The organism is Halorarum halophilum (assembly GCF_013401515.1).
In the GTDB taxonomy this organism is placed as follows: Archaea; Halobacteriota; Halobacteria; order Halobacteriales; family Haloferacaceae; genus Halorarum; species Halorarum halophilum.
Genome location: NZ_CP058529.1, coordinates 1,720,409 through 1,742,904 on the forward strand (window position 1 = coordinate 1,720,409; position 22,496 = coordinate 1,742,904).

Annotated in this window: 22 protein-coding genes, 1 tRNA gene and 2 pseudogenes; 13 read left to right on the forward strand and 12 right to left on the reverse strand. The window is 64.9% G+C overall.

All coding sequences use genetic code 11. From position 1 onward, the window contains the following. Positions 1–20: 20 nt before the first annotated feature. The gene (locus HUG10_RS08770) at positions 21–413 is read right to left on the reverse strand and encodes a hotdog fold thioesterase (protein WP_179169213.1); all 393 of its coding nucleotides are present in this window, start codon (positions 411–413) and stop codon (positions 21–23) included. Between the two features lie 976 nt (positions 414–1,389). On the opposite strand from HUG10_RS08770, the gene HUG10_RS08775 reads away from it, so the two are divergent. Both HUG10_RS08775 and epsC read left to right on the forward strand, forming a co-directional pair. Further along, complete coding sequence (locus HUG10_RS08775; protein ID WP_179169214.1) at positions 1,390–2,061, forward strand: cupredoxin domain-containing protein; 672 nt, start codon at positions 1,390–1,392, stop codon at positions 2,059–2,061. A gap of 382 nt (positions 2,062–2,443) precedes the next feature. Further along, positions 2,444–3,316, forward strand: a complete 873-nt coding sequence (gene epsC / locus HUG10_RS08780) for a serine O-acetyltransferase EpsC (RefSeq protein WP_179169215.1) — start codon at positions 2,444–2,446, stop codon at positions 3,314–3,316. Positions 3,317–3,479: 163 nt separating this feature from the next. On the opposite strand, the gene HUG10_RS08785 is transcribed toward epsC, so the two are convergent. Genes HUG10_RS08785 through HUG10_RS08795 form a run of 3 tightly spaced genes read right to left on the reverse strand, consistent with a single transcriptional unit; the run spans position 3,480 to position 7,691 of the window. Continuing rightward, positions 3,480–4,349, reverse strand: a complete 870-nt coding sequence (locus tag HUG10_RS08785) for a hypothetical protein (protein ID WP_179169216.1) — start codon at positions 4,347–4,349, stop codon at positions 3,480–3,482. Further along, the gene (locus HUG10_RS08790) at positions 4,346–7,072 is read right to left on the reverse strand and encodes a PEP/pyruvate-binding domain-containing protein (protein ID WP_179169217.1); all 2,727 of its coding nucleotides are present in this window, start codon (positions 7,070–7,072) and stop codon (positions 4,346–4,348) included. The genes HUG10_RS08785 and HUG10_RS08790 overlap by 4 nt, the downstream gene beginning before the upstream one ends. Next, entirely contained in the window at positions 7,065–7,691 is a 627-nt protein-coding gene (locus HUG10_RS08795; protein ID WP_179169218.1) for a TetR/AcrR family transcriptional regulator, read from the reverse strand. Before HUG10_RS08795 ends, HUG10_RS08790 begins: the two co-directional genes overlap by 8 nt. A 489-nt stretch (positions 7,692–8,180) precedes the next feature. Between HUG10_RS08795 and HUG10_RS08800 the strand changes: the two genes are divergently transcribed. Beyond that, positions 8,181–8,603, forward strand: coding sequence for an ester cyclase (locus tag HUG10_RS08800; RefSeq protein WP_179169219.1), 423 nt, complete (start codon positions 8,181–8,183; stop codon positions 8,601–8,603). A gap of 74 nt (positions 8,604–8,677) precedes the next feature. After that, positions 8,678–9,322, forward strand: a complete 645-nt coding sequence (locus tag HUG10_RS08805; protein WP_179169220.1) for a helix-turn-helix domain-containing protein — start codon at positions 8,678–8,680, stop codon at positions 9,320–9,322. Between the two features lie 107 nt (positions 9,323–9,429). On the opposite strand, the gene HUG10_RS08810 is transcribed toward HUG10_RS08805, so the two are convergent. Continuing rightward, a complete protein-coding gene (locus HUG10_RS08810; protein ID WP_246310242.1) occupies positions 9,430–10,092 on the reverse strand; it encodes a glycosyltransferase family protein in 663 nt (220 codons plus the stop codon). On the opposite strand from HUG10_RS08810, the gene HUG10_RS08815 reads away from it, so the two are divergent. Then, on the forward strand, positions 10,069–10,227 hold the full coding sequence (locus tag HUG10_RS08815) for a hypothetical protein (protein WP_179167594.1): 159 nt from the start codon (positions 10,069–10,071) through the stop codon (positions 10,225–10,227). The genes HUG10_RS08810 and HUG10_RS08815 overlap by 24 nt on opposite strands. Positions 10,228–10,521: 294 nt before the next feature. Here HUG10_RS08815 and HUG10_RS08820 read toward each other — a convergent pair. Then, positions 10,522–10,680: pseudogene (locus HUG10_RS08820) on the reverse strand (site-specific integrase); the annotation flags it as partial. 250 nt (positions 10,681–10,930) lie between these two features. On the opposite strand from HUG10_RS08820, the gene HUG10_RS08825 reads away from it, so the two are divergent. Further along, positions 10,931–11,587 (forward strand): trimeric intracellular cation channel family protein, encoded by a 657-nt coding sequence (locus HUG10_RS08825; protein ID WP_179169221.1) that lies wholly within the window; start codon positions 10,931–10,933, stop codon positions 11,585–11,587. Positions 11,588–11,633: 46 nt separating this feature from the next. Here HUG10_RS08825 and tuf read toward each other — a convergent pair whose 3' ends face one another. Next, positions 11,634–12,905: a translation elongation factor EF-1 subunit alpha gene (gene tuf, locus HUG10_RS08830; protein WP_179169222.1), complete on the reverse strand. Its 1,272-nt coding sequence runs from the start codon at positions 12,903–12,905 to the stop codon at positions 11,634–11,636. A 73-nt stretch (positions 12,906–12,978) separates the two neighbouring features. Between tuf and HUG10_RS22165 the strand changes: the two are divergent. Beyond that, positions 12,979–13,095: pseudogene (locus HUG10_RS22165) on the forward strand (alpha/beta fold hydrolase); the annotation flags it as partial. Positions 13,096–13,339: 244 nt separating this feature from the next. Here the strand turns inward: HUG10_RS22165 and HUG10_RS08835 are convergent. Next, complete coding sequence (locus tag HUG10_RS08835; RefSeq protein WP_179169223.1) at positions 13,340–14,191, reverse strand: CPBP family intramembrane glutamic endopeptidase; 852 nt, start codon at positions 14,189–14,191, stop codon at positions 13,340–13,342. A gap of 203 nt (positions 14,192–14,394) precedes the next feature. Between HUG10_RS08835 and HUG10_RS21660 the strand changes: the two genes are divergently transcribed. Both HUG10_RS21660 and HUG10_RS08845 read left to right on the forward strand, forming a co-directional pair. Next, a complete protein-coding gene (locus HUG10_RS21660; protein WP_218780670.1) occupies positions 14,395–14,571 on the forward strand; it encodes a hypothetical protein in 177 nt (58 codons plus the stop codon). Positions 14,572–14,717: 146 nt separating this feature from the next. After that, entirely contained in the window at positions 14,718–15,824 is a 1,107-nt protein-coding gene (locus tag HUG10_RS08845; protein WP_179169224.1) for a Gfo/Idh/MocA family protein, read from the forward strand. A 614-nt stretch (positions 15,825–16,438) separates the two neighbouring features. Here HUG10_RS08845 and HUG10_RS08850 read toward each other — a convergent pair. Continuing rightward, a tRNA-Met gene (locus tag HUG10_RS08850) sits at positions 16,439–16,586 on the reverse strand. Between the two features lie 126 nt (positions 16,587–16,712). On the opposite strand from HUG10_RS08850, the gene HUG10_RS08855 reads away from it, so the two are divergent. Beyond that, a complete protein-coding gene (locus tag HUG10_RS08855; protein WP_179169225.1) occupies positions 16,713–17,771 on the forward strand; it encodes a DUF7115 domain-containing protein in 1,059 nt (352 codons plus the stop codon). 56 nt (positions 17,772–17,827) lie between these two features. On the opposite strand, the gene HUG10_RS08860 is transcribed toward HUG10_RS08855, so the two are convergent. Further along, positions 17,828–18,202: a DUF5830 family protein gene (locus HUG10_RS08860; RefSeq protein ID WP_179169226.1), complete on the reverse strand. Its 375-nt coding sequence runs from the start codon at positions 18,200–18,202 to the stop codon at positions 17,828–17,830. Between the two features lie 326 nt (positions 18,203–18,528). Here HUG10_RS08860 and HUG10_RS08865 point away from each other — a divergent pair, with 326 nt between their 5' ends. Next, positions 18,529–19,194: a TVP38/TMEM64 family protein gene (locus HUG10_RS08865; protein ID WP_179169227.1), complete on the forward strand. Its 666-nt coding sequence runs from the start codon at positions 18,529–18,531 to the stop codon at positions 19,192–19,194. Here the strand turns inward: HUG10_RS08865 and HUG10_RS08870 are convergent. Together HUG10_RS08870 and HUG10_RS08875 are read right to left on the reverse strand one after the other, a co-directional pair. Beyond that, positions 19,167–19,640, reverse strand: coding sequence for a GNAT family N-acetyltransferase (locus HUG10_RS08870; RefSeq protein ID WP_179169228.1), 474 nt, complete (start codon positions 19,638–19,640; stop codon positions 19,167–19,169). The genes HUG10_RS08865 and HUG10_RS08870 overlap by 28 nt on opposite strands. Continuing rightward, a complete protein-coding gene (locus HUG10_RS08875; RefSeq protein ID WP_179169229.1) occupies positions 19,637–20,986 on the reverse strand; it encodes a DUF92 domain-containing protein in 1,350 nt (449 codons plus the stop codon). Before HUG10_RS08875 ends, HUG10_RS08870 begins: the two co-directional genes overlap by 4 nt. Positions 20,987–21,111: 125 nt before the next feature. Between HUG10_RS08875 and HUG10_RS08880 the strand changes: the two genes are divergently transcribed. Beyond that, positions 21,112–21,720 carry an undecaprenyl diphosphate synthase family protein gene (locus HUG10_RS08880; RefSeq protein ID WP_179169230.1) on the forward strand — a complete coding sequence of 203 codons (609 nt, stop codon included), beginning with the start codon at positions 21,112–21,114 and terminating at the stop codon, positions 21,718–21,720. Positions 21,721–21,817: 97 nt separating this feature from the next. Continuing rightward, on the forward strand, positions 21,818–22,483 hold the full coding sequence (locus tag HUG10_RS08885) for a hypothetical protein (RefSeq protein ID WP_179169231.1): 666 nt from the start codon (positions 21,818–21,820) through the stop codon (positions 22,481–22,483). The last annotated feature ends 13 nt before the right edge of the window (positions 22,484–22,496 follow it).

The following is a 22,496-nucleotide window of genomic DNA, read 5'->3' on the forward strand; positions in this document are numbered from 1 at the left end:
CTGCCGCGTGAGCGCGCCGCTCAGGCCGACGACTCGACCTTGTAGACGCGGCCGGGGAACTCCGCGACGAGATCACCCGCCTCGTCCCGCACGGCGACGGCGTAGAGGGCGGTGCGCCCTCGGTCGTGTCGCCGCTCGGCGCTGGCGGCGAGCGTCTCCCCGACCCCGCACGCTTCGAGGTAGGACATCGACGTCTCGAGGGCGACGGCATCCACGTCGGCGGCGTTCTCGGCGGCGTCGAACGCCGCGTCTGCGAGCGTGTAGAGCGCCCCGCCGTGCGGCGTCCCGTGGACGTTCAGATGTGACTCGGCGAGCGTCAGTTCCGCCGTCGCGGCGCCGTCCGACGCCCGCACGAGGTCGACGCCCACGCGCTCACGGAACGGGTCGTCCGCCGAATCCGGGCGCTCCGCCATGTCCGTTGGGTGCGCGGGCGTCGAGTGTAAGGATTCGCCTCGGGTGGGTCTGAACAGTGCGGTTCCCGTTCGGTTTCGGTTCTCGTGAAGTAGAACGTGTGGCGTCGATCACGTCCGCAGGTTCCGGAAGACCTCCCTCATCCAACCCGTGAACTCGCAGACCGGTTGGCGCCGATCCAGGTATCGACCCCGTTCGACCTCCTCTCCGTCTGGCATCCCGTCGTAATCGGAATCCGTGTTGATCGGCCCGTGTCGTACGTCTCGTGCTCGATTCTGTCGGAAAGGCTGTCCCCATCGGTGTCCGGGTTCGTGGGGCCGTCACCCGATTCGGGCCAACCATACTTCTTCTGCTGGTCGGGCGTCGAACAGTCTCATGAGAACGTCGGGGGCAATCGCGAGTGAGGTGCAGGGGCACATACCCAAAAACTCGGGCGCGGACTGAGTTTGGTGTAGCGTCGGGTCGAATAGTGAGGAATGGATCGGTACGTATGGAGTGCGTAGATACCGAGCCGAATATCGATCTTCCAGTAGTCCAGCAGTAAGAGCGTGCTGCATACAGCAGATGGATGCAGTAATCGGTCGGCGTTCGTTTCGAGCCAGCAGCGACGGAACAGCCGCTACGTAAGTCTGCAAACCTGTAGCTACGAATACATCCATTACGTCGGATATAGTGGAGACAGGTCCGTTTGGAGAGCGATTGTTGTCTCTCTGCGTCCTCTCGGAGTCGAGTTTCTCGAACCACACGACCACGTACGCAATCTTGACCTCGAAGTGGGCAGTATGCGGAATAATGTGGTAAGAGCAGCAATTTGCACACATCGCCTATCTACTGGCTATGCGGGAACAGAGGCCATCGGTTACTCGTCGTGGGATGCTCGCACTCACCGGCGCAGCCGCCCTGGCTGGGCGTTCGAGAGCGACTCCGAGAACGCATCAACCGCGCCAAGACACCACCCAGGAAGACGGGACACAACAGATGGAGACCGTTCGGGCCTTTGTCGGATCGTACCACTGGGGATACTTCCTGCTGGACGAGGACGGCGAGGAACTCGACCAGTTGACGCTCTCGTCGGGCGACGAACTGCGGCTCACCCTCTTCAACGTGGAAGCCGACGCCGCGGTCGAGGCCCTCCCGCAGGCAGTTCGAACGAACGTTCCGAGTTCGGATGAACGCGCGCGGCGAAACGAACAGGCGGTCCAGGTTCCACGGGGGACGACCCTCGACGCCCTGCACGACGCGGCCGAGGCCGCGTATCCGGACCACAGTCTCGCCATCCTCGACGACGAGCTTCTGGGGAACGGGCCCGGCGGTCCCGGACAGGGACCGGGGGGCGGCCACCACGGTCCCCATGGCGGACCCTCCGGCCCCGGGAACGGACGGGGACCAGGCCAGGAACCCGGTGGCGGCGGACCGGGACAGGGGCCGGGGGGCGGCCACGGCCCCGGAATGCCGGGGTCGTGCTGGGGTGGCGTGTGCGGCGGAACGCTCGCCCCGCCAGCGTACCTCTGGCACCACTCGACGGTGCCCACCGAACTCGGGTTCGTGGTGAACACGACCGGGTCGTTCGGGTTCGTCTGCACGGTCTACTGCGGGTACGGCCACCCGTACATGGTCGAACCCGGCCGTGTCGTCGTATCCGAGAACTGAGTCTCACAAGGAAACCAGAAATGTCCGGAAGCTCAGCTGGTGGTCCCAAGCGCAGACACGTCCGACAAGCTGGGTGGATTGCTAAACTGCGAGGTACATCATTCCCCTGTACTTAGCAATAGACCGCTCCGTTACCCGGTGTGAGAAGTGTGCTGTAGTCGCGCCCTGTATTCAGCATGCTCTTGACGATCTACTCGACATCTATCAAAGGAGCGTACTGACTATAGGGGATACGCGCAGTAGAGCGTTCCCGAGAGATCACGGGGCATTCGAGATACCACGCAAATCACGGAATAGACGGACTTCTGAAGGCAAGTGAAGGCATCGTCCGGGTGCGAAGTAGAAGAACTAACTTTACTCGAGAGCGTCAACACCCAAACGGATGGGGTACGAGTATAGCGGCGACGCCCACGGAGAACTCGTCGAGTCCTATCGAGCAGACGAACCGCCCTTCCCGACGGACACCTCCAGGAACTATCCTCGGCGCGATTCTCTGCGTGACGAACCACCTTTACTCAAACAGCTCCTGTTTCCCCAGTGCTGGAACGCGACTGAGTTGCTGGACGATCCTGACGAAACTCGTGCCCGCCTGACCGAGCTCGGAATCTGCATACACAAGGGCATCACGGCCTATTCGGGTCACGACGCGGACGATTTGACCGCGACCGTCGACAGGACGCTCGACCAGTTGCCAGCGATTCGACGTCACCTCAAGAAGGATGTCGAGGCCGCGTACAAGGGCGATCCCGCGGCGAAGAGCTACTGTGAGATCATCCGATCGTATCCCGGTTTTCACGCCATCCTGACTCACCGAGTGGCGCACATCCTCTACGAGGAGGACCGCTTCAAGTACGCCCGTGAACTCGCTGAGTACTCGAAGGTTGAGACGGGAATCGACATCCATCCAGGTGCGGAGATCTGCGAGTATTTCTTCGTCGATCATGGGACCGGGGTCGTCATCGGCGAGACGGCGACGGTCGGCGACTGGGTCCGGATCTACCAGAACGTCACTCTCGGCGCCCTCCACTTCGAGGAGGAGGAGGGCGAGAACCATATGCTGGCGAAGGACTACAAGCGCCATCCCGACATCGGTGATCACGTCGTCATCGGCGCCGGAAGCAACGTACTTGGGCCGGTAGAGATCGGCGACCATGTGAGCATCGGTGCGAACTCGTGGGTGACCGACGACGTTCCGGACAACACGAGTGTATTCATCAGCGATCACCCCGACCAGGAGCGGAAATCGAACAGATAGCTGGCTGTGGAATCTCGGACGGTACCCGGAACCATGCGGTTACAAAGCGCTGTCTGGTTACCGGCACTTTCGTCGTGACTGTCTTGTGGGATACGCACTCTGTATGCAGCGCAGCTCCAGAAACCGATCCATCGCTTGAGGGCTTCGACAAGGCCACCACATACTACTCCCCGGGCTGATTCCGCAGCCGGTCAACGGGGATGATATCGGCCATTCCAGGTGCATCAAGCCTGAACTGCTGAGGCAGTGTCGTCCGAGCGTACGACTTCTCGACCCGGGGAGACCCCTCCAACGGGTTGTTCAGCACCTCGAGCACATCGTGAGCATCGTCAATCGTCATGACGACCCAGATGACCTCGTCGGGATCTATCGCAGCCATCTTGTCGTAGTCGTCGGGCACCGCCCTCGCGATGTCGTTGTTGACCCGTTCTGCTTCAACTGCGATGCGAACGTCCCCCGACTCGTCGAGCGCAGCGATGTCGAGGCGGCGGCCCTCGTCGATGTCGAAATACGGCACGACCGTCGAGACCGGTGACTCCGGATTCGCGACGTATTCCTGTTCGAGATACAGCCGGGCAACCTCCACTGCTAGGACGTGTTCGCTGGACTCCTTCAGATCGCCCGCGCCATGCCTACAATCGACGCCCTGGCGATAGCTTTCGCCAATGACGGACCGTCCACCGGGCGTCACCGTGTACAGGCGGTAGGGGTGGTCAGTGTCGTCTCGAAGTAGGTCCGCATCGATGAGGTCACGTACTGCGTCTGATGAGACCCCGACGGTATCCTGAAGGCGGATCATCGAGTCGTGGAGCAGGTTGTATTCAAGCGAGTCGTACCGCAGTTGCTGGCCGTTGTACACCGCCTGGAGGAACATGAGCTGGCGATCAGACCACTCGGACTCTCGACGCTCGTCCGGTGAGAGTCTGAGATTGAGCTCGCAGATCGGGATGTCGTCTCGGTCGACATCGTCGGCCTTGAACGGCTTCCACTCGAGACGTATCTCGACGAGTGACGCCCGAGGCTCGAGTTTCAAGAGTCCAGCACTTCGACGATACCACGCGTCCCATCGATGCGAATTCGTTGGCCGGTTTCAATCACGGTGGTCGCCTCAGGTACCGAGACGACGGCCGGAATCCCATACTCTCGAGCGACGAGTGCGCCGTGGCTCATCCGACCTCCGACTTCGACAACCATCCCCCCCGCGTTCAGAAACAGCGGTGTCCAGCCGGGGTCCGACGATGGTGCGACCAGGATCTCACCGTTCTCGATGGTTTCCTTCGCGGGATCACGGATGACTCGTGCGACGCCTTCGACAACGCCACCCGAGACGCCGGTGCCGACGAGCGCGCCCTCGGGCACGTCCTCTCGGTTGACGCGACCAGCGGGTGCCTCGCCTTCGCTCGTCAGCACAGGTGGGGCGTCCATCGTCTTGTGGCGCTCGAACTCCGCTCGGCGGGCGGCGACATCAACGTCTATCGACTCGCCGTCAAGTGCGGCGAGCAGTTCACTGACGCGCAGGAACCAGACGTCCGACGGGTCGCTGAGATGGCCCTCGGCGACGAGTACTTCGCCAGCATCGCAGAACGCGTCGCGCCATGCTGTGAACATGTGCGCGGCCCCCTGCTTCGGATACTCTCGGGTCTGGATGTACCCGCGGTACGTTCTGACCAGTCGCCGTACGACTCGTCGCCGCAGTGGGCCGAGGGGGCCGTGGGAAGCTCTCCGTTCTAACCGTTCTGCAGCCGCGAGTGCCTCCCGTTCCATCCGACGGACGTGCTTTCGGTGTTCGCCTGCCTCACCATGTTCGAGGTTCGCGCCAATCGTCGCGAGCAACGCCGACGGATCTTCTCGCCATCGAGGACGGCTTACATCGATTTCGCCGGTCGCACGGTGTCCGAATTCGTCAAGGAACTCGTCGAGTTCGGTGAGGAACTCTTCGCTACCGTCGAGCGACTCTATGTCATCGAGCGCCGCCCCCTGACGGAGCGCGGTCGCGACCGGGGAGGTGTCACGGGCGATGTCCGCGAGGTCCCCGAGTCCGAGGTTGATCCGTGTCACCACCTCTTCCGGAAATCCCCGTCCGACCGCGTTGACGTCCTCTGGTGCGTCCGGGAACATCCGTTCGAGCACCTCACCGGCTGCGAGTGCGGCGAGCAGCGGGCCGGCGGGCGGGAAGTCGATAGCGTCGCCCAGCAAGTCAAACACGGCACGCACTCGCTCGGTGGGCGTCTCTGCGTCTCGAACCTGCGATGCGATGTTCCGCCCCCACGCCGTCCACTTCGCTTCCTCGCACTCTGGCGGCGTCGGCGTCCCGATGAACGCACCAGGGAAGCCGTCCATCATCGTCGACAGGAGTGGTCGGCTGGTCGACAGCCCTCTCCACATCCCTCGGGCAAGTGCGGGTGTCGCTGCCAGCGTCTCGGCAACCGACCGGTCGGTGTGGAACTCCTCGCTTCGTTGCTCGAGGATGGCCTCCATCGCGGCACCCATCGGTTCGCTCGTGGCCGCGAGCTGGGTAGGGACCAATCCTCTGAGGATGCCGACCCGCAGGAGGTTCGTTGCGTCCATGTATACCCGCCCGCCCGCTTCGACCGCCCAAGGCCCGCGACCGTCGAACCCGAACTCCTCGAACGTCGTCTCCGTGTAGGACATCCAGATGTCCCGCACGAGTGGCGGCAACGCCTCGGCGAACGCCTGCGCATGCCCCAAGCTGTAGTAGACGTGGAGTCGGTCGTCCGACGGTTCAGGCGTGGGTACAGGGAACAGCGTCGTAATCGGCCGCGACTGGACGATTCGGACCGAACCGTCCTCGAGACACCACTCTACGTCCTGCGGGTGTCCGAACAGTGCTTCGACTTCGGCACCTACTTTGACCAGCGTCCGAACCTGGTCGTCTGAGAGCGCACGAGCCGAACGCTCGTCAGCTGAAAGGTCGACCGTCTCGACACCACCCTCGGGAAGCGGGCGAATCGCAGTTCGCTGAACGCCCACCTCGTAGTCGAGTATCTCACCGGTTCGCGCGTCGACCAGAACCGAGTCGGCGGCGGCCTCTCCCGAGACGAACGCCTCCCCGAGGCCGAGTCCGGCCTCGATCGCGGTAATACGACGATTACCGCTCGTCGGGTCGGCGGTGAACATGATGCCGGACACTTCCGGTGTGACCATCCGCTGGACGACGACCGAGAGCGCGACGTCCTCGTGCGGAATCCCGTTCTTCGCGCGGTACGCGATGGCACGGTCGGTGAACAGGCTCGCCATGCAGGCTCGGACACTGTCGATGATCTCCTCGACGCCTCGGGCGTTGAGAAACGTCTCTTGCTGGCCGGCGAAGGAGGCGTCCGGCAGGTCTTCGGCTGTCGCCGATGAGCGCACTGCATACGCCGTCTCGGAGCCGGCTTCGGTCGCTCGGTCGGCGAGGGCGGTTTCGATAGCGTCTCGGACTGCTGGTGGGAGGTCGAGTGCTTCGATGCTCGTGCGAAGGGACGCCCCGACGTCGGCGATCGACTCAGTGTTCGTTGGGTCGAGATCCGAGAGCCGGTCGAACAATGCGTCGACAGACTCGTCGCTGACGAGTTCTCGGTAGGCGACGGTCGTTACACAGAATCCGTCGGGTACCGGAAGTCCTGCCTCGACGAGCCGAGCGAGGTTCGCCCCTTTCCCACCGACCAGAGCGAGGTCGGTCGCCGCTGGGTCGTCCAGGGAGACGACGTACGGGCGGTCCGCTTCGAGGGATTCCGGGACCCCGATATCACTCATCCGAGACCCCCGGAGAACCGGACACGTCCGTCAACCCCGCCGCGACGGCGGCGACGAGCGTATCCCGAACCTCCGGGTACCGTTCCTCGCCAATCTGCTCCCTCTGGAGGACGATTCGGCTGACCGCGCGAATCGTCTCCGCGATGGTCTCGGGGTCTGGACCGATGACCTTCCCTTCGTCGTACCAGTTCTCGATGTGCGGGAGGACGAACTCCATCGAGTGAGCACGCTTCTTCGTGAGTTCCTCGTCTGGAACGCTGTCACGGAGGTGGCTGACCTCGTCCTCTGCGATCACTTGCCGGAGCAGTGGATTCGACTCGAACTCGTCGAACGTTGCATCGAGCAGCGCCGCGATGGCCTGCTCTGGATCGTCGTACTTTTGGACGGACTCGCGCAGGAGTCGAGGAATCAACGCCTCGGTTTGCTTCTCGACGATGTCGACGTAGAGGTCCTCTTTTGAGTCGTAGAACCGGTAGAACGTCCCAGTACCGATTCCAGCCGACTCCGTGAGTTCCGATATCGTCGTCTTTCGCACCCCGTGGCGAGCGAACAGTTCGCGGCCGGATTCTCGAAGCGACTCGCGAACTTTCGCTCGCTTCTCGTCTGTAAATGTGGGCATGTGTTGCTGGTGCGGTGCTGTGTCGACTGCGCAGTCACCGACCTCTCTGTTTCTCTGTCACGATATGAATATTTGAATATTTCGTTCAGATAGTCAATGTTCGAGCCCGCTCCACAACTGTCGGTGTGCTTGCGGGGTCGGGGGACGACCGAGACAGCCTCGCCCGTTCTGAGTCCGACAGGCTGTCGATTAGTACGCTGAGCGTCGAACTCGGCCGAACGGGTGCGTCGTTACGGCCCGCTCGCCGCTGCCGCCCTCCGCGTCGCTCGCGACCGACCAGTCCGGGCGTGCGGCTCGCTCCTCCGTCGCTCGTTCGACGGACACGAAACCGACCTATGTGGTGGCCGCTCGCGCCGGCCAGATCAGCGCGCTGTGCTGGCACTATAGCCTCCCCTGGGCGCGCTCTCGCTCGCACCTCAAGGGGCGACCTCCGTTACGTCAACATGTTCACGATAATGGCTACGTTCGTCACCTTGCTATCTACTCCCGATGGTCGACACCAACCGCCAGGTGATCGAGCGGCTGTATGAGGACGTCTGGAACGGCAAGAACCCGAACACGGCCGAGGAACTGGTACACGACGCATACGTCATCCACGACCGGGAACTCGCCGAGAAGTTGCAGGGGCCTGAACTCTACAACGCGCTCGCGTCGTCGACGCGTGAGTTGTTCTCGGATCTGACGTTCACCATCGAAGACGTGGTCGCCGCGGATGACGCGGTCGCCCTCCGATGGACGATGGTGGGAACGCACGATGGGCCGCTGTTCGGGGTCGAACCCACCGGAGAGCAGGTCGAACTGACTGCAATCGAGATCAATCGGTTCGAGGATGGTCAACTAATCGAGACCTGGACGCAAAGCGACCAGTTAGGCCTCATGGAACAGGTCGGTGCAGTGCAACCGACCGACTGACAGCTTGATAGGGAAGGATTGTTTCTTGCCTGTATGCATCGCGGTCGCTGCCGACGACCCACGAGAGACGAACCATGCCCCGGGCAACGCTGAAAACCAAGTCGAACGACGGGCTCGTCGCGCTATCCGAAGCCCATCCCGACGCGGTATTCAAAGTTCTTGGAGCGTGGCCCGACGAGGAGGGGCTTCGCCTGCTCGTCGAGACGGACGCGCTCGGAGTTGACCCGCTCATCGAGACGCTTGGGGTGATTTCCGCCGTTACCGGTTTCGAGATCCGTTACGGGGGTTCCGACCGGGTTCTCTTCGAGGTTACCACGACGACACCTGAACCACACGGTGCAATGGCGGACTCGGGTATCGTTCCGTCGTTTCCGTTGCACCTCGAAGACGGGTGGTTCGTCGGTGACCTCGTCGCGTCGCAAGACCAGCTCTCGGTGTTTTGCGACGAACTGGATTCGGCCGGAATCGAGTATCGGATCACGCAGGTCTCCGCGACGCCGGCGGAGTCTCCCCTGCTTACTGACCGTCAGCGAGAGGTCGTCGATGTCGCCCTGGTGCACGGATACTACGATTCACCCCGTGACTGTACGCTTACGACGCTCGCTGAGCACCTCGACGTGAGCAAATCCGCCGTGAGTCGCGTGCTTCATCGGGCCGAGGGGAAGATCATCAATGCGTATAGGCCGGCGGAAACCGATTCACGATCACCTGCGAATTAGCTATAGAGGGCCCCACCATTCCAGCAGTTCCATCATTCACCGTCCTTCGAATGAGGTGAGCGGGTCGCGAATACGCCTCGTTTGAGGTGTCGTCTTCCGCCGGGTCGCTACTCGACCACCGCCACGTCGAACTTCCCGCGCCAGCGGTATCGCCGACCGCCCCAGACGAACGTCCGGCGGACGAACGCGTACAGCAGGAGGGGCACAAACACGAACAGCGCCGGATACGCCAATACGGCCGTCCACCGGCGGACGCCCAGGACCTCGTTGACGCCGAGGTGCAGCACCGTCAAGGCCACCACCGCAGGGACTGGGGCCAGGACCGCCCCTGCAAGGACGAGCAGCGAGACGAACCACGTCCCGGTGATAGCCCCGTGAAAGTGCCACCGGAGAATTTGCGTCCACCGAACCGGGCGTTCGACCGCCTCGTGGATGGACCCTCCGATGGGGACGATGTGTGTCCGGCCGACGTTCGTCACCTGGAGGTACTCCATGAGGAGCCCATCGTCGCTGACGGTCCGCCGAAGCTCGTCGAGAAACGCGGCCTCGTCGATGTCGCCCCGTTCGAAGATAACCGAGCCGCCCCAGATCTGGTCGCCGAGGGAGAGGGGTAGCGAGCCAGCCGATGCGTACAACGGTTCGAGCAACACCGACAGGGGGTCCCGCCCGACGAAGTACGGCACCTCCGATACCGACCCGTGGTCCTCGTAGTCCGAGTTAAGGGTCGCCAGCCAGTCCGGCGGGTGGTGGAAGTCGTCGTCGGTCCACACGAGCTGGTCGTGCTGGCGACCCACAACGCGATCGCGGCGGCAACCGGGCTCTCCGAGACGACCGTCGGAGAGCACCTCCGGAAGATCGAGGCGACCGTGTTCTCGTCGCTCCACGTTGGTACCACCGATCGCTGAAGCGCCCGATCGTTCGTCGATTGGGTAATTAAAAAGCGGAGATCAGCGGGCACAATCGGTGACTCACGGAAGCCCCCGCCCGCTCAACTCGGGCAGCTCAGTGCGGTCCTCGCTCCGCTCGCTTCCTGCGGTCTGTACACCGCTGACTATCGTCGATAGGCGACCTCATCCGAAGCCCGACTCGACCCCGGCCCTGTTCTGGGTTGGAGAGGTCCAGCTTCCCCTTCTGGATGTTGTGAGCCTCGATATCGTGCTCACAAATATCAAGCCGCAGTGTCTCATCATCGTCAGCTGTTATGGGACGTTCAGATACGGTTCGATCGCTTGGAAGGAGTCCCAGCCGCCGACAGCCATCACGACACCGGGGTTCATCTGTCGGTCGACGAGGAGCCGCTGGGCGAACCGGCGGCGAAGATCGTGGGAGCTCACGTAGCGGAAGTCGTCGGAGATTGTGTTCCCAGTGTAGGAATCGTCGTCGTAGTAGTGGGCGGCGCCACCGGCGCGGCTGCGCTCCTTGATGTCGCGAATCCGTTCGCGCATGGTCAGAGACACAGACCTGTTTCGTTCCAGGATCTATTTATATGCCTGAAACCCCGTGACGGGCTTCACCCCCGACCTTCGTGTGAAGCGCGACGCGGTAGCGAGACGGGGAGAGAGCCCGGAGGCGAAGTGCTCATCAGAGCCGCTCTCCTGGCGTACACCAGTGACACAGGAGATCGTCGACGCACTGTTCGGTGATCCATTCGCCGTGATGAACACGATCGGGCTCGTCGCGTTCGCGCTGGTTGGCGCAACGAAGGCGATACGCGAGGAGTTCGATATGTTCGGGGTCACCGTGGTCGGGCTCGCCACAGCATTTGCTGGCGGGATGACCCGTGACCTCCTCGTCGATCGGATTCCGCTCGCACTCAGCTCCCCTATCGAGATCGGTCTCGGGGTGCTCGGTGTCGGGCTGGCGATCGGGGTGAGTGCTACACTCGAATCAGCCGACACCCATCCACTGACGTTGCTCTCGGATGCGATTGGGCTTGCCGCGTTTACCACGGCAGGCGCCATCGTCGCAACGCAGGCCGATATCCCGGCCTTCGGCATCGTCGCGATTGCGACGGTCAACGCGGTTGGGGGTGGTGCCGTTGCGGATATCCTGCTGGATCGCTCACCGTTCATCCTGCTCGTCGACTTCTACGCCAGTTGTGCCGTGCTGGGTGGCAGCACGTACTGGCTCGTCGTCACCGCCGGCGGCTCGGACGGAACCGCTGCAGCACTGTGCGCAGCAGTGGTCATTGGAACACGAACGGGTGCACTCATCTACGGTTGGTCGGTCCCGTCAGCACAAGGACTGGGGTTAACACGCGAGTAGGGGGCTCAACGGCCAAAAGAGAGGAGACAGATGAGGCGTTGGCTCATCAAGTCCGGGCATTGATCTTCAGCACTTTGCCTGCCGCGATGGTCTGACCCATGTCGCGGATGGCGAAGCTCCCGAGTTCCGGGATCTCGCTCGACGGCTCGATGCTGAGCGGCTTCTGCGGGCGGACGGTGACGACCGCGGCGTCGCCGTTCTGGATGAAGTCCGGGTTCTCCTCGGCGACCTCACCCGAGGCCGGGTCGAGCTTCTGGTCGAGCGACTCGATGGTACACGCGACCTGCGCCGTGTGGGCGTGGAAGACCGGCGTGTAGCCCGCCGTGATCACGGATGGGTGCTGCATGACGACGATTTGAGCCTGGAACGTCTCGGCGACCGTCGGTGGGTCGGCAGCGGGCCCACAGACGTCGCCGCGGCGGATGTCGTCCTTGCCGACGCCGCGGACGTTGAACCCGACGTTGTCGCCGGGGCCGGCCTCGGACACCTCCTCGTGGTGCATCTCGATCGTCTTTACCTCGCCACCGACGTCCGAGGGCTGGAAGCTGACGTTGTCGCCCGTGTTGAGCATCCCCGTTTCGACACGGCCGACCGGCACGGTCCCGATGCCGGAGATGGTGTAGACGTCCTGGATCGGCAGGCGGAGCGGCGCGTCCGTCGGCGGAGACGGCTCCGGCAGGTTGTTCAGTGCCTCGAGGACGGTTTCGCCGTCGTACCAGGGGGTGTTCTCGGAGTGTTCGGCGACGTTGTCGCCCTTGAAGGCGGACACGGGGATAAACTCCGCATCGTCCGTGTCGAAGCGGACCTGGTTGAGGAGGTCCTTGACCTCGGAGACGACCTCGTCGTAGGTGTCCTGCGAGTAGTCGACGATATCCATCTTGTTGACCGCGACGATGAGCTCATCGATCCCGAGGGTCCGTGCGAGGAACACGTGTTCCTGAGTCTGGGGTGCAACGCCATCGTCGGCCGCGACGACGAGGACTGCGTGATCGGCCTGCGAGGCGCCCGTGATCATGTTCTTCACGAAGTCACGGTGCCCGGGGGTGTCGACGATGGTGAAGTAGTACGTGTCCGTCGAGAACTCCTGGTGGGCGATGTCGATGGTGACACCGCGCTCTCGCTCCTCCGCCAGGTTGTCCATGACGTAAGCGAACTCGAAGCCACCCTTGCCCTTCTCCTCAGCTTCCTCCCGGTGCTGTTCGATGACGTGCTCGGGGACGCTCCCCGTTTCGTAGAGCAGGCGACCCACGAGCGTGGACTTCCCGTGATCGACGTGGCCAATGATGGCCAGGTTCTGGTGGGGTTTGTCTTGGCTCATATGAGAGTGATTGTCTGGACGACGTATAGTGGTGGGGACGGGATACTGACACGATGCATTAGACCAACAGTAGCCGACGCTGATTTGCTGGGGAGAAGATGACATAACACTCGTCCCCTCGATGGCCGAAAAGAGCGTCGACTACTGTGAAGATGGTTAGCTACGTATGTTCCCTGATACATCACATTGAGTACATCACGAGCGTAAGGCAGTAACTGAAGCGCTGCTCCGTCACCTTTCATAGACGCCAGCAACGATTCATCGGTTTGTTCCACGAACGTCGAGTAGGCGACATCCACCAGGCCAATCTCGAGGCGGCTGAGGTCGACCACATCCTCGGAGGATCGGGCATTTGCCTTGAAAAGGGCGTCTCAAACGCTCTTGAATCACGATGGAAACAATAGGTCAGCGACTGTCCACGTCGGTCATCGATATTAGTCGTCCATCGAGGACGCCGTCGCTTGTCGGGGCAAGACGAGAGTAGTCCTGTCAGGTTCGGTTACACGCACGGTCAGGTACACTACCGAGATGATGGCGGCGTACTCGATGACAGCTGCTACTAAGTGAAGGTCGGATGGGATACTCACCGTGACTAAGACTGGTGGATGATTCATCGTCGCGTGGAACAGGGCGACCAGCCAGAGGTTACGCGTCAACGCGTATACAACCCCGTAGGTCAGGCCCATGAGAGTCAAGCCAACGAGCCGCCCCACTAGCGCAACGCTGACCCCGTGACCCGATGCGAGAAACCACCTCGGGAGGTGAAAGAGAGCGAACAGGACCGCCACGATCACGATACTCGAGACGACCGCGTGGCGGGTTTGGCCGCCGATCAGCGCGATGAGTTTCTGCTGGAGATAGCTGCGAAAGACGAGTTCTTCCGGTATCGCGGTGATCAAGAACGAACTGAGGAGGGCCAGGAGGTACGAGAGCGGATGGATAGCGGTCCGTGACCTCGTGGCTTCGAATCCGTGAACACCACCCAATGCGAGGGCGAACGCGACTAGGTTGTATAGCGCCCAGAACGCGACGAGAACCCCGATCACGGGGATTAGTGTTCGGGCGGGCGGAAGGATCGAGCGTGGTGAGACGTCCTCGATTTTGAGCACACCGATGGCGAGCACGACGAGGAACGCACTCCAGCCCACTGCCAAGAGGGGTGGCGGCGGTGTTCCCGCGGATACAAGCGTCAGTCCGGATAGGACGGCGATGACGAGGAGGTACGTTGCGACGGGTACCAGAGACCCGCTCTCGAACGTCGGCGGGTCCGTGTCAGTGCGCAACATCTCATCGAAGTCCGACGGGTACGTGTAAAAATACTATTACCTATCGATTCGGTGAACACGCTTGCGACCTGATTCCGCAGCACTCCCATCGAGTTGTGAGATGGACTTGATTAGAAGTTCCAGCACGAATTCGTTGTCTGATGTACTCGCGAGTAATTTATTCAAGAGTAACCTAATAGCGGCGCCACTGCGTAGGTAGCAGTATGAGCACCGATCTGGGGACTGCTGATGGGGGAGAGGCACGCGAACTCGTCCATTTCGTGACCCAGCAGGCGCTCGCAGACTCCGCTGACGTAACGACGCTCACGATTCGGAATCGGTGTCGAGAACTTCCAGAACTGAGCATCGGATTCTACGGTTCGACGGGTCTCTGGACTTGAATGGATGAAGACTACGTCTTGTCACCTTCTGTCTTCACTGTGAGAGCGATGTGGTGGACTCCAACTGGAGTCCCGTTGAACACCCTCACCCGCTCCCGGGAGCCAGCCCCCAAAGCTATTTTCTGCCCCGGCGGGCAGGTTGAGCGATGACCTACCGAGTCGCAGTTGTCGGCACCGGTCCGGGGAGGGACGTCGACATCAGCGGGAAGAGCCACGCATTCGGCTACGAACACGCAGACGCCTACCACGCGCGCGAGGATTGCGAACTCGTCGCCTGCGCGGATATCGTGGGGGAGTACGCCGAGCGGTTCGCCGGGGAGTTCGGCGTTCCCCCCGACGGCATCTACGAGGACCATGAACCGATGCTGGCCGAGAAGGAGCTCGACGTCGTCAGCGTCTGTACGCCCATCCCGACCCATGCGCCCATCGTCTCGGACTGTGCCGAGGCGGGCGTGACGGCCGTCCACTGTGAGAAGCCTATGGCACGCACGTGGGGGGAGGCCCGCTCGATGGTCGCGGCCTGCGAGGAACGGGGCGTCCAGCTCACGTTCGGCCACCAGCGGCGCTTCGGCGACCCGTTCAGACGGACGAAACAGCTGCTCGACGATGGCGCCGTGGGTGAACTGGAGCGCATCGAGATCTCCTGGGGGAACTTCTTCGACAACGGGACACACACCCTGGACCTCGCGGCGATGTTCAACGACGAGTCCCCCGCCGAGTGGGTGATCGGCCAGGTCGACTACTCGAAGGAGCACGTCCGCTACGGCGTGCCCACGGCGGACCACGCGTTCGTCTCCTGGCAGTACGAGAACGGCGTCCACGGCATCGCCGCGACCGGCGACGACGTCCCGCTCTCGGGTGGGCCGTTCGACTTCTACGACTGCTGGCACCGGCTCGTCGGCACGGAGGGGGTCATCGAACTCGGCCGGTTCGAGGGGCCGTCGCTGCGCTACCGGCGCGACGGCGAAAGCTGGACGGCCATCGAGGTCGAGGACGAGTTCGACGGCCGGGTCGACCTCGCCATCGACGACGTGGTTCGGGCCCTCTCCTCCGGTGCGGAGACGGAGCTTCGCGCCGAGCACGCGCTCAACACGACGGAGATCCTGTTCGCCGGCCACGAGTCCTCGCGGCGGCGTGGCCGAGTCGACCTTCCGTTGGAGATAGACGACCACCCGCTGGAGTCGCTCATCGAGGCTGGCGAGGTCGAACCGACGGTGTCCGACGATCGGCCGCCGCACCCCTCGGAGGGGTAGACGACCTCTAGAGTCGAAGTCTCGATGGCCAAGTGAAACCAGTCACGAGGGCAGTGTCCTCACTGTTCAACTGTAGGATCGACTCGACGCGGTTGTCGTTCTTGCAAGGTAACATTCACAACCGTCCTATCCTGCAAGTTCCTCAGGTTCAGACGGGTTTGCGGAAGACGGACGTTCCCGGAGGGGGCTTCTCCCTGAACGTGTATCGTGGAGCCTCCACAGTTACCGCCTACCGTTGTTCGACCGTAGCCCCACGATCCTGATCGGAAGGTCGCCGGCTTCGAGGTTCAACTGGAGACGGCTCCCGCCGCCGGACGTACTACCGTACGTAACGACATCATCATTCCCGACGAGCCGCGCTGCTCTGCGCATATCGTCGTAAATGGTCGTCCGGTCGACGTTCGGGTGCTGGAGCGCCCTCCCGGCTTCCTCACGGTCCGCCGACGCCCTCGCCTGCCGTCCTCGATCGCGCTCTTTCTTAGCTGCACGGCGGTGGTTTCGTCTTCCGAATGCTCGCCGTTCAAGCTAAACACCCCCTCGTATCGCTACTAAAGAGAAGTGCGGAGCGGTGACTCTGGGGTGTGATTATATCGGCATATAGAGGGTCCGAAGAGTGCCGGGGGCGGGCTCCGAACCCGCGATCTCCGCATATCCCAGGTACGAGGCTCGGCGGGCCTCGTGGGGCGGAGGCTTCCAAGGCGGTCCGCACCGAATCTCGAAACCCTATGAGTGCGGCGCTATGTCCAGCTAAGCCACCCCGGCTCACTCGAAGTTGGCGCGGTGAGACCCTTTAAGCTTCCCATCTCCCCCGACCGCGGGACGGCGCCGCCTCCGCCCCGCCCCCGCCGACCCACCGGTTTTAAGCCGTGGCCCCGGTCAATCCGAGGCATGAGTCTTCCGGAACTGGTCCAGCGGGAGATGGGCGAGGAGGACCCCGTCGCCCGGGTCTCCCTCGGGGGGGACGACGAGCTGTTCGTCACCCCCACGCGGACGCTCATCTACCGCGGCGAGGGGCTCCTCTCCGACGAGACCGTCGACGAGTACCCCCACAGCGCAGAACGCGTCGCGGTGTCCGAGTCGCGACGCAAGGCGAAACTGACCCTCGATTACGGCCTCGACGGCGAGCAGTCGTTCAACATCCCGCGCAAGAAACTCGACGGCGTGCTCCACCCCGTCATCGCCGGTGTCCTCGCCGCGTCCGACATCACGGAGGCCGGCGAGACCGTCGAGCGCACGTTCCGCTTCTCCGACCTGACGCTGGTCGTGACGAGCGCGCGTGTCGTCAAGCACATCGGCGCGGCAGTCTGGGACGAGGAGTACGAGGAGTTCCCGTACGACGACGTGACCGACCTCACCTTCGAGGAGGGGAGCGTCGCCACCTCGATCGTGCTCTCGGTGAACGGCCGGCAGGAACGGTTCAAGGCGCCGGCCGAGGACGCCCGCGCCGTCCGCGAGACGCTCACGGACGCCATCACGACGTTCTACGGCGTGGACTCGCTGGAGGCGTTCCGCGCGCTCTCGGCCGACGCGGAGGGCGAGGATGAGGAGCCCCGCGGCGAGGTCGACTTCGGCGACGGGCCGGACCCGCTCTCCGCGGAGCCCGCCGAGATCGACAGCCCCGAGAACGCGACCCGGGAGGATCCGCTGGACGAACCGGTCGGCGGCGACTCGCCGGCCGGCGTCGCCGAGGAACCCGCGGAGGACGACCCCACGGACGTCGGGAGCGGTCCGACGGTGGGCGCGACGACCGCGACGACCGCAGCGACGGAGCCGCGGGCCGAGGACGACGCCTTCGAGGAGAGCGGCTTCCAGGTGGCCGAGCCGACCGACGACGCCGCCGAGCAACTGGCCGCGCTCCGCCAGCAGGTCGAGGAGCAGAACGACCGGCTCGACCGCCAGTCGGAACTCATCGAACAGCTCATCGAGGAGCTCCGCCGCGGTCGATAACGGGACCCGGCAACCGGCGTCCCCCGACTACTCTTCAGCAACCGCCTCGCGCCGACTCACTCCCGGCCCAGCACCTTCCTGACACACGAGGAGCCGAAGGGTCCCAGTTCCCCCGACTCGAACGTCACGAAGTGGCCGGTCGAGATGCCCGTCCCGCAGCGTCGACAGGAGAAGTCGCCCTCCCTCGTGACGACCTGCGACCCGAACCGGACGAACGACCCGCCGCGCCGTGTCCGGACCGTCGCGCCGTCGCGGTCGATGACGCCCCGGTCGTCCGCCTCGTCGAGGATGTCCCGCGTGAGCGTCGGCTCGGTCGTCACCGCCTCGATGCGGTCCATCGCGTCCGCGAGGGAGAGCTCGTCGTCCTCGAGGTGTTCGAGGAGTTCGACGCCGAGTTCGACGGTCTCGGCGCGGGTTCGCTTCGGCGGCACGGTTTCGTACCGATGTTTTCGAGGGACGGCTTAAACGTCGCGCCGAACGCGGAGGTCCGATTCGCGGAATCGGCGCGGAGGCGAATCTCGACGACCTCGAAAGTCCCACCCGGCGGTCGATCGGGTCGAACGACGCGGTCCTGATTCCGGACGCGTGACGATGGAAATCAGCCGGCAGGCGCGCGGCGGCCGCTCAGAAGGCGCGGGAGTCGAGCGCCGCGGGGGCTCTCCAGGCCACCGCTATCGTCGACCCTCCCCTGCTACCCGTCGAACATCAACGAACGATCGACCGTACCCCTTTTGCCCCGCCACACCCACCCGAGAGCGTGAACCGTCGCGCCCTCGCCGCGGGCCTGCTGGCGCTCGTCGTCGTGGCGCTGGCGTGGCTCTCCTCGCCGGACCTCCTCCTCTCGCGGCTCGAGTGGCTCACCGCCGACCCGGTCCGGCTGGGGCTCGCGCTCTGCCTGCTGGCCGTCGTCCGCCCGCTGCTCGCGTGGCCGACGTCGCTGCTGGCGGTGCTGGCCGGTTACGGCTACGGGCTCGCCGGCGCCCCGTTCGCGCTGCTGCTCATCACCGCCACGAGCGTCCCGCCGTACCTGCTCGCGCTGCGCGGCCGGGACGGCTGGGGCGACGGCCGGGCCTCGGCGCTGACTCGGCGGGCGGCCGACGCGGGCGAGCGCGCCGTCTCGGTCGCCGGCGGCTTCCGGTCGGTGGCCGCCTCGCGGCTGGTCCCGACGCCGTCTGACGCCGTCAGCGTCGCCGCCGGCCTCGCGGGCGTTCGTCCCAGGCCGTACCTCGCCGGCACCGCGGTCGGCGAGGTCCCCTGGGCGATCGCCGGCACCGTCGCCGGCGCCTCGGCGGGGCGACTCGCGAGCGGCGGGGTGAGCGCGGTGGTCGACGCGCGACTCGTCGCCGCGGCGGCGCTCGCCGCGTTCCTGTTGCTCGCGGGGCCGGCGGTCCGGCGCTACTCGTCGTCCCACCCGGAGTCCTGAGTCGGCTCCCCTGCGTCCTCGTGGTCACGGCCCGAGTTCTCGTCGGGGTCGCGAGCCATCGCGAGCGCGTCGCCGTCGTCGTAGAAGCCCGGCCTTCGACCCGTGACCGCGAAGCCGAGCTTCCGGTACAGTTCGAGCGCAGGCTCGTTGTCGGGGGCGACGAGGAGGGTGACGGTCTCGTCCGCGTCGTCGACGACGCGGCGGAGCAGTTCCGCTGCGCGGCCCTCGCGGCGGTGGTCGGGGTGGACGACCAGTTCCGCGACGTGGACGCCGTCGCCCCCGACCGGAACGACGTAGCCGACTGGGGTCCCGTCCGCGACGCTCACGAGCACGTCGCCGGTCCGGAGCCCGTGGGAGAGAAGTTCGGAGCTCGGCTCGTGGAGGTGCGCCTGGAGCCCCGCGAGCGCGGGCTCGTCGGCCGGTCGACCCTGTCGAACGCGGGTCACGCGAGGGGGATCGCGAGCGCGCTCCCGGCGAGCGCTCCGGCGAGCGTCGCGAGGAAATTGACGGTCTGGTTCGTCAGCCTGCTGCCCTCGACTGTCGCGCCGAGCAGGCTGTCGACGGTCATCCCGATGACACCCCCGCCGGTGACGACGGCGAGCGCGAGGATCGGGTCCCCAAGGGGCATCGACAGCGCGGCGATGCCGCCGACGAGCGCCGAGCCGACGAGGCCGGCGAGTTCGCCCTGCCAGGTGACCGCGCCGTCCGTGCCCGGTTCGACGCGCTCGAACGTGGTGACGAGCCGCGGGTCGTCGTACAGGCCGCCGAACTCCGAGGAGAGCGTGTCGGCCATCGCCGCCGCGACCGAGCCGGCGAACGCGAACGCGAGCAGCGTCGGCGCGACGTCGGCGAGCGGGATTCCGGGATCGAGCAGGTGGACGGCGACCGCGTAGCCCACGACGGTGAACAGCGCGACCGAGGCGTTCCCGAGGACGTTCCCTGTGCCGCGGGCGCCGTCGTTCTCCTCGGCGACGCCGCGAGCCTCCTTCTCCTCGTAGCGGTACTTCGTCGCGAGCGCGCCGACCGAGAAGAACGAGATCAGCACGGCGAACCAGCCGTAGCCGCCGAGGACGACCGAGACGGCCGCGAGCAGGACGCCCGTGAGCATCCCAGGGACCGAGGCCGCGTCCAGCGCGTAGGACACCCAGCCGAGCGCGACCGCGAGGCCGAGGCCGACCGCGACGAGCCGCGCCGGTACGGTCCCGGTGAGCGCGGCGAACAGCCAGAGGATGAAGCCGACCGAGACCATCACGAGCGGGTCGTCACGGCCGAACAGGATGGAGCGGAGCAGCGCGGCGATGAGCGACCCGACGGCCGCGAGGAAGGTGTACTTCGGAAGCGCCGCGACGGCGAACTCGCTCGCCGCGGCCGCGACGAACGCCTGGCCGAGGGTGCCCGCGACGGTGCCGACGGTGACGAATCCCGCGACGACGGCGAACTCGTCGGTCGTGACGTCGCGGACGAACTCGCGGCCGAGGTTGCCGTACGCGAGCGTGAGGACGGCGGCGGCGAACACGGTGCCGGGGAGCGGCGGCGCCTGCGGGTAGTCGACCGTGAGGATGCCGAGGGCGGCGGCGGCGAGCGTGAACCCGGCCAGTCCGTTGAGCCGTCGGTCCTCGTGGTCGCCGGGGCGGGCGAACAGTTCGAAGACGGGTCCGTCCTCGATGACGAAGGCGGCGAGGACGGCGACTGCGGCGAAGGGGGCGGCGGCGGCCGGCCCGAGCGCGGGCGCGGCGAGCACCAGCGTCGCGACGGCGGCGAACGCCCCGGCACGCCGAAGTCGGTGAGTCACGTGGACCGGTATCGCGGACGCGCACTTAACGCTCCCGACATGGTACCTCGCGGGTGATTTCGGCTCCGGAGGGAGCGACGACGACCGGACAGGTTTTTGCCGAACGCTCGCGGAGGTGGCAATCAGTGGGCATCTACGACACCTATCTCGCGCTCCGTCACCGGCGCCTCGGCGCCGACCCGCCGCGGCACGTCGCGCTCGTCATCACCGAGCGCGACCTCCTCGAGCAGGGCGCCTACGAGACGCTGGAGGACGTGCTCGGCTGGGCGTTCGAGTACGGCGCCGAGCGCGTCACCGTCTCGGTCTCGGTGCTCGACGAGGCGGTCGTCGACACCCTCGCACGCGAACTCGCCGAGGTGGAGTCGCCCCGCCCCGTCGCGGTCCGGACCCCGGACGACACCGAGCGCGCGGACGCGCCGGTCCGGGTGAACATCGGCCTCGGCGGGAAACGGGAGTTCGCCGCCGCGGTCCGGGAGATCGCCGAGGCCGTCGAGGAGGGGGAACTGTCGCCCGAGGACGTCGACGGGGCGGACATCGAGGAGCGACTCGTCTTCCCGGAGGAGCCCGATTTGGTGGTCAAGACGGGCGCCGAGCGGCTCTCCGACTTCCTGATCTGGCAGTCGGTGTACTCCGAACTGTACTTCACCGACGTGAACTGGCGCGACTTCCGGCTTCGCGACTACTTGCGGGCGGTGCTGGACTACCAGAACCGACAGCGGCGGTTCGGGCGGTAGCGAGGGCCACTCGCGAGTCGCCCCGGTCCCGCTCACGGCCGGTCGATGGTCGCGCGGCCAGGTCGAGGTTTTTCAGGGATGACGAGCCATCCCACTCGTGGTATTCACGTACGTCAGGTGGAAACGGGGCCTGGTCGCCGGCGTCGCGTGCTATCTCGCCGGCTACCTCGCGATGTTCACGCTCCGGCCCGGAACCGTCCGGCGGGCGATGGCGACGACGACGGCCACGACGGGCCACCGACTCCCGCCCCTGGCCGCCAGCGTTCCGTCGGACGTCCCGCGGTGGAAGGTGCTCGCGTGGCTCTGGCACGGGAGCCTGTTCTCCCCGATGGCGACCCACTACCCCGCGATGGGCGGGACGTGGAACGTAAACCCGATGGCGGGCATCGCGGACACCCACTGGTACCTGTTCGCGCTCGCGCCGGCGCACCTGTTCGTCGCGGGGTTCGTGGTCGTGCTCGTCTCGTGGACGCCGAAACCGAGATGCGAGTTCTACACGGGCGCGACGACGGTCCTCGGCTTCTTCCTCTGCTGTTACGCCGGCAGCGTGTACTTCTGCACGGACCAGGTGCCGACGGACGGGCCGGACCTCCTGACGAGCGCGTACCGTGCCGGGCTGCTCTATCCGGTCGCGTTCGGCGGGCTGGGCGGGCTTCTCGGGAAGCGGGTCAAGTCGTACTTCGGCATCACACACGAGATACCGCCCGAGGAGCTCTGGAAGTACGACAACCTGCGAACCGACGAGGAACGGCGGTGGGAGTGAGGTGTCGATCCCG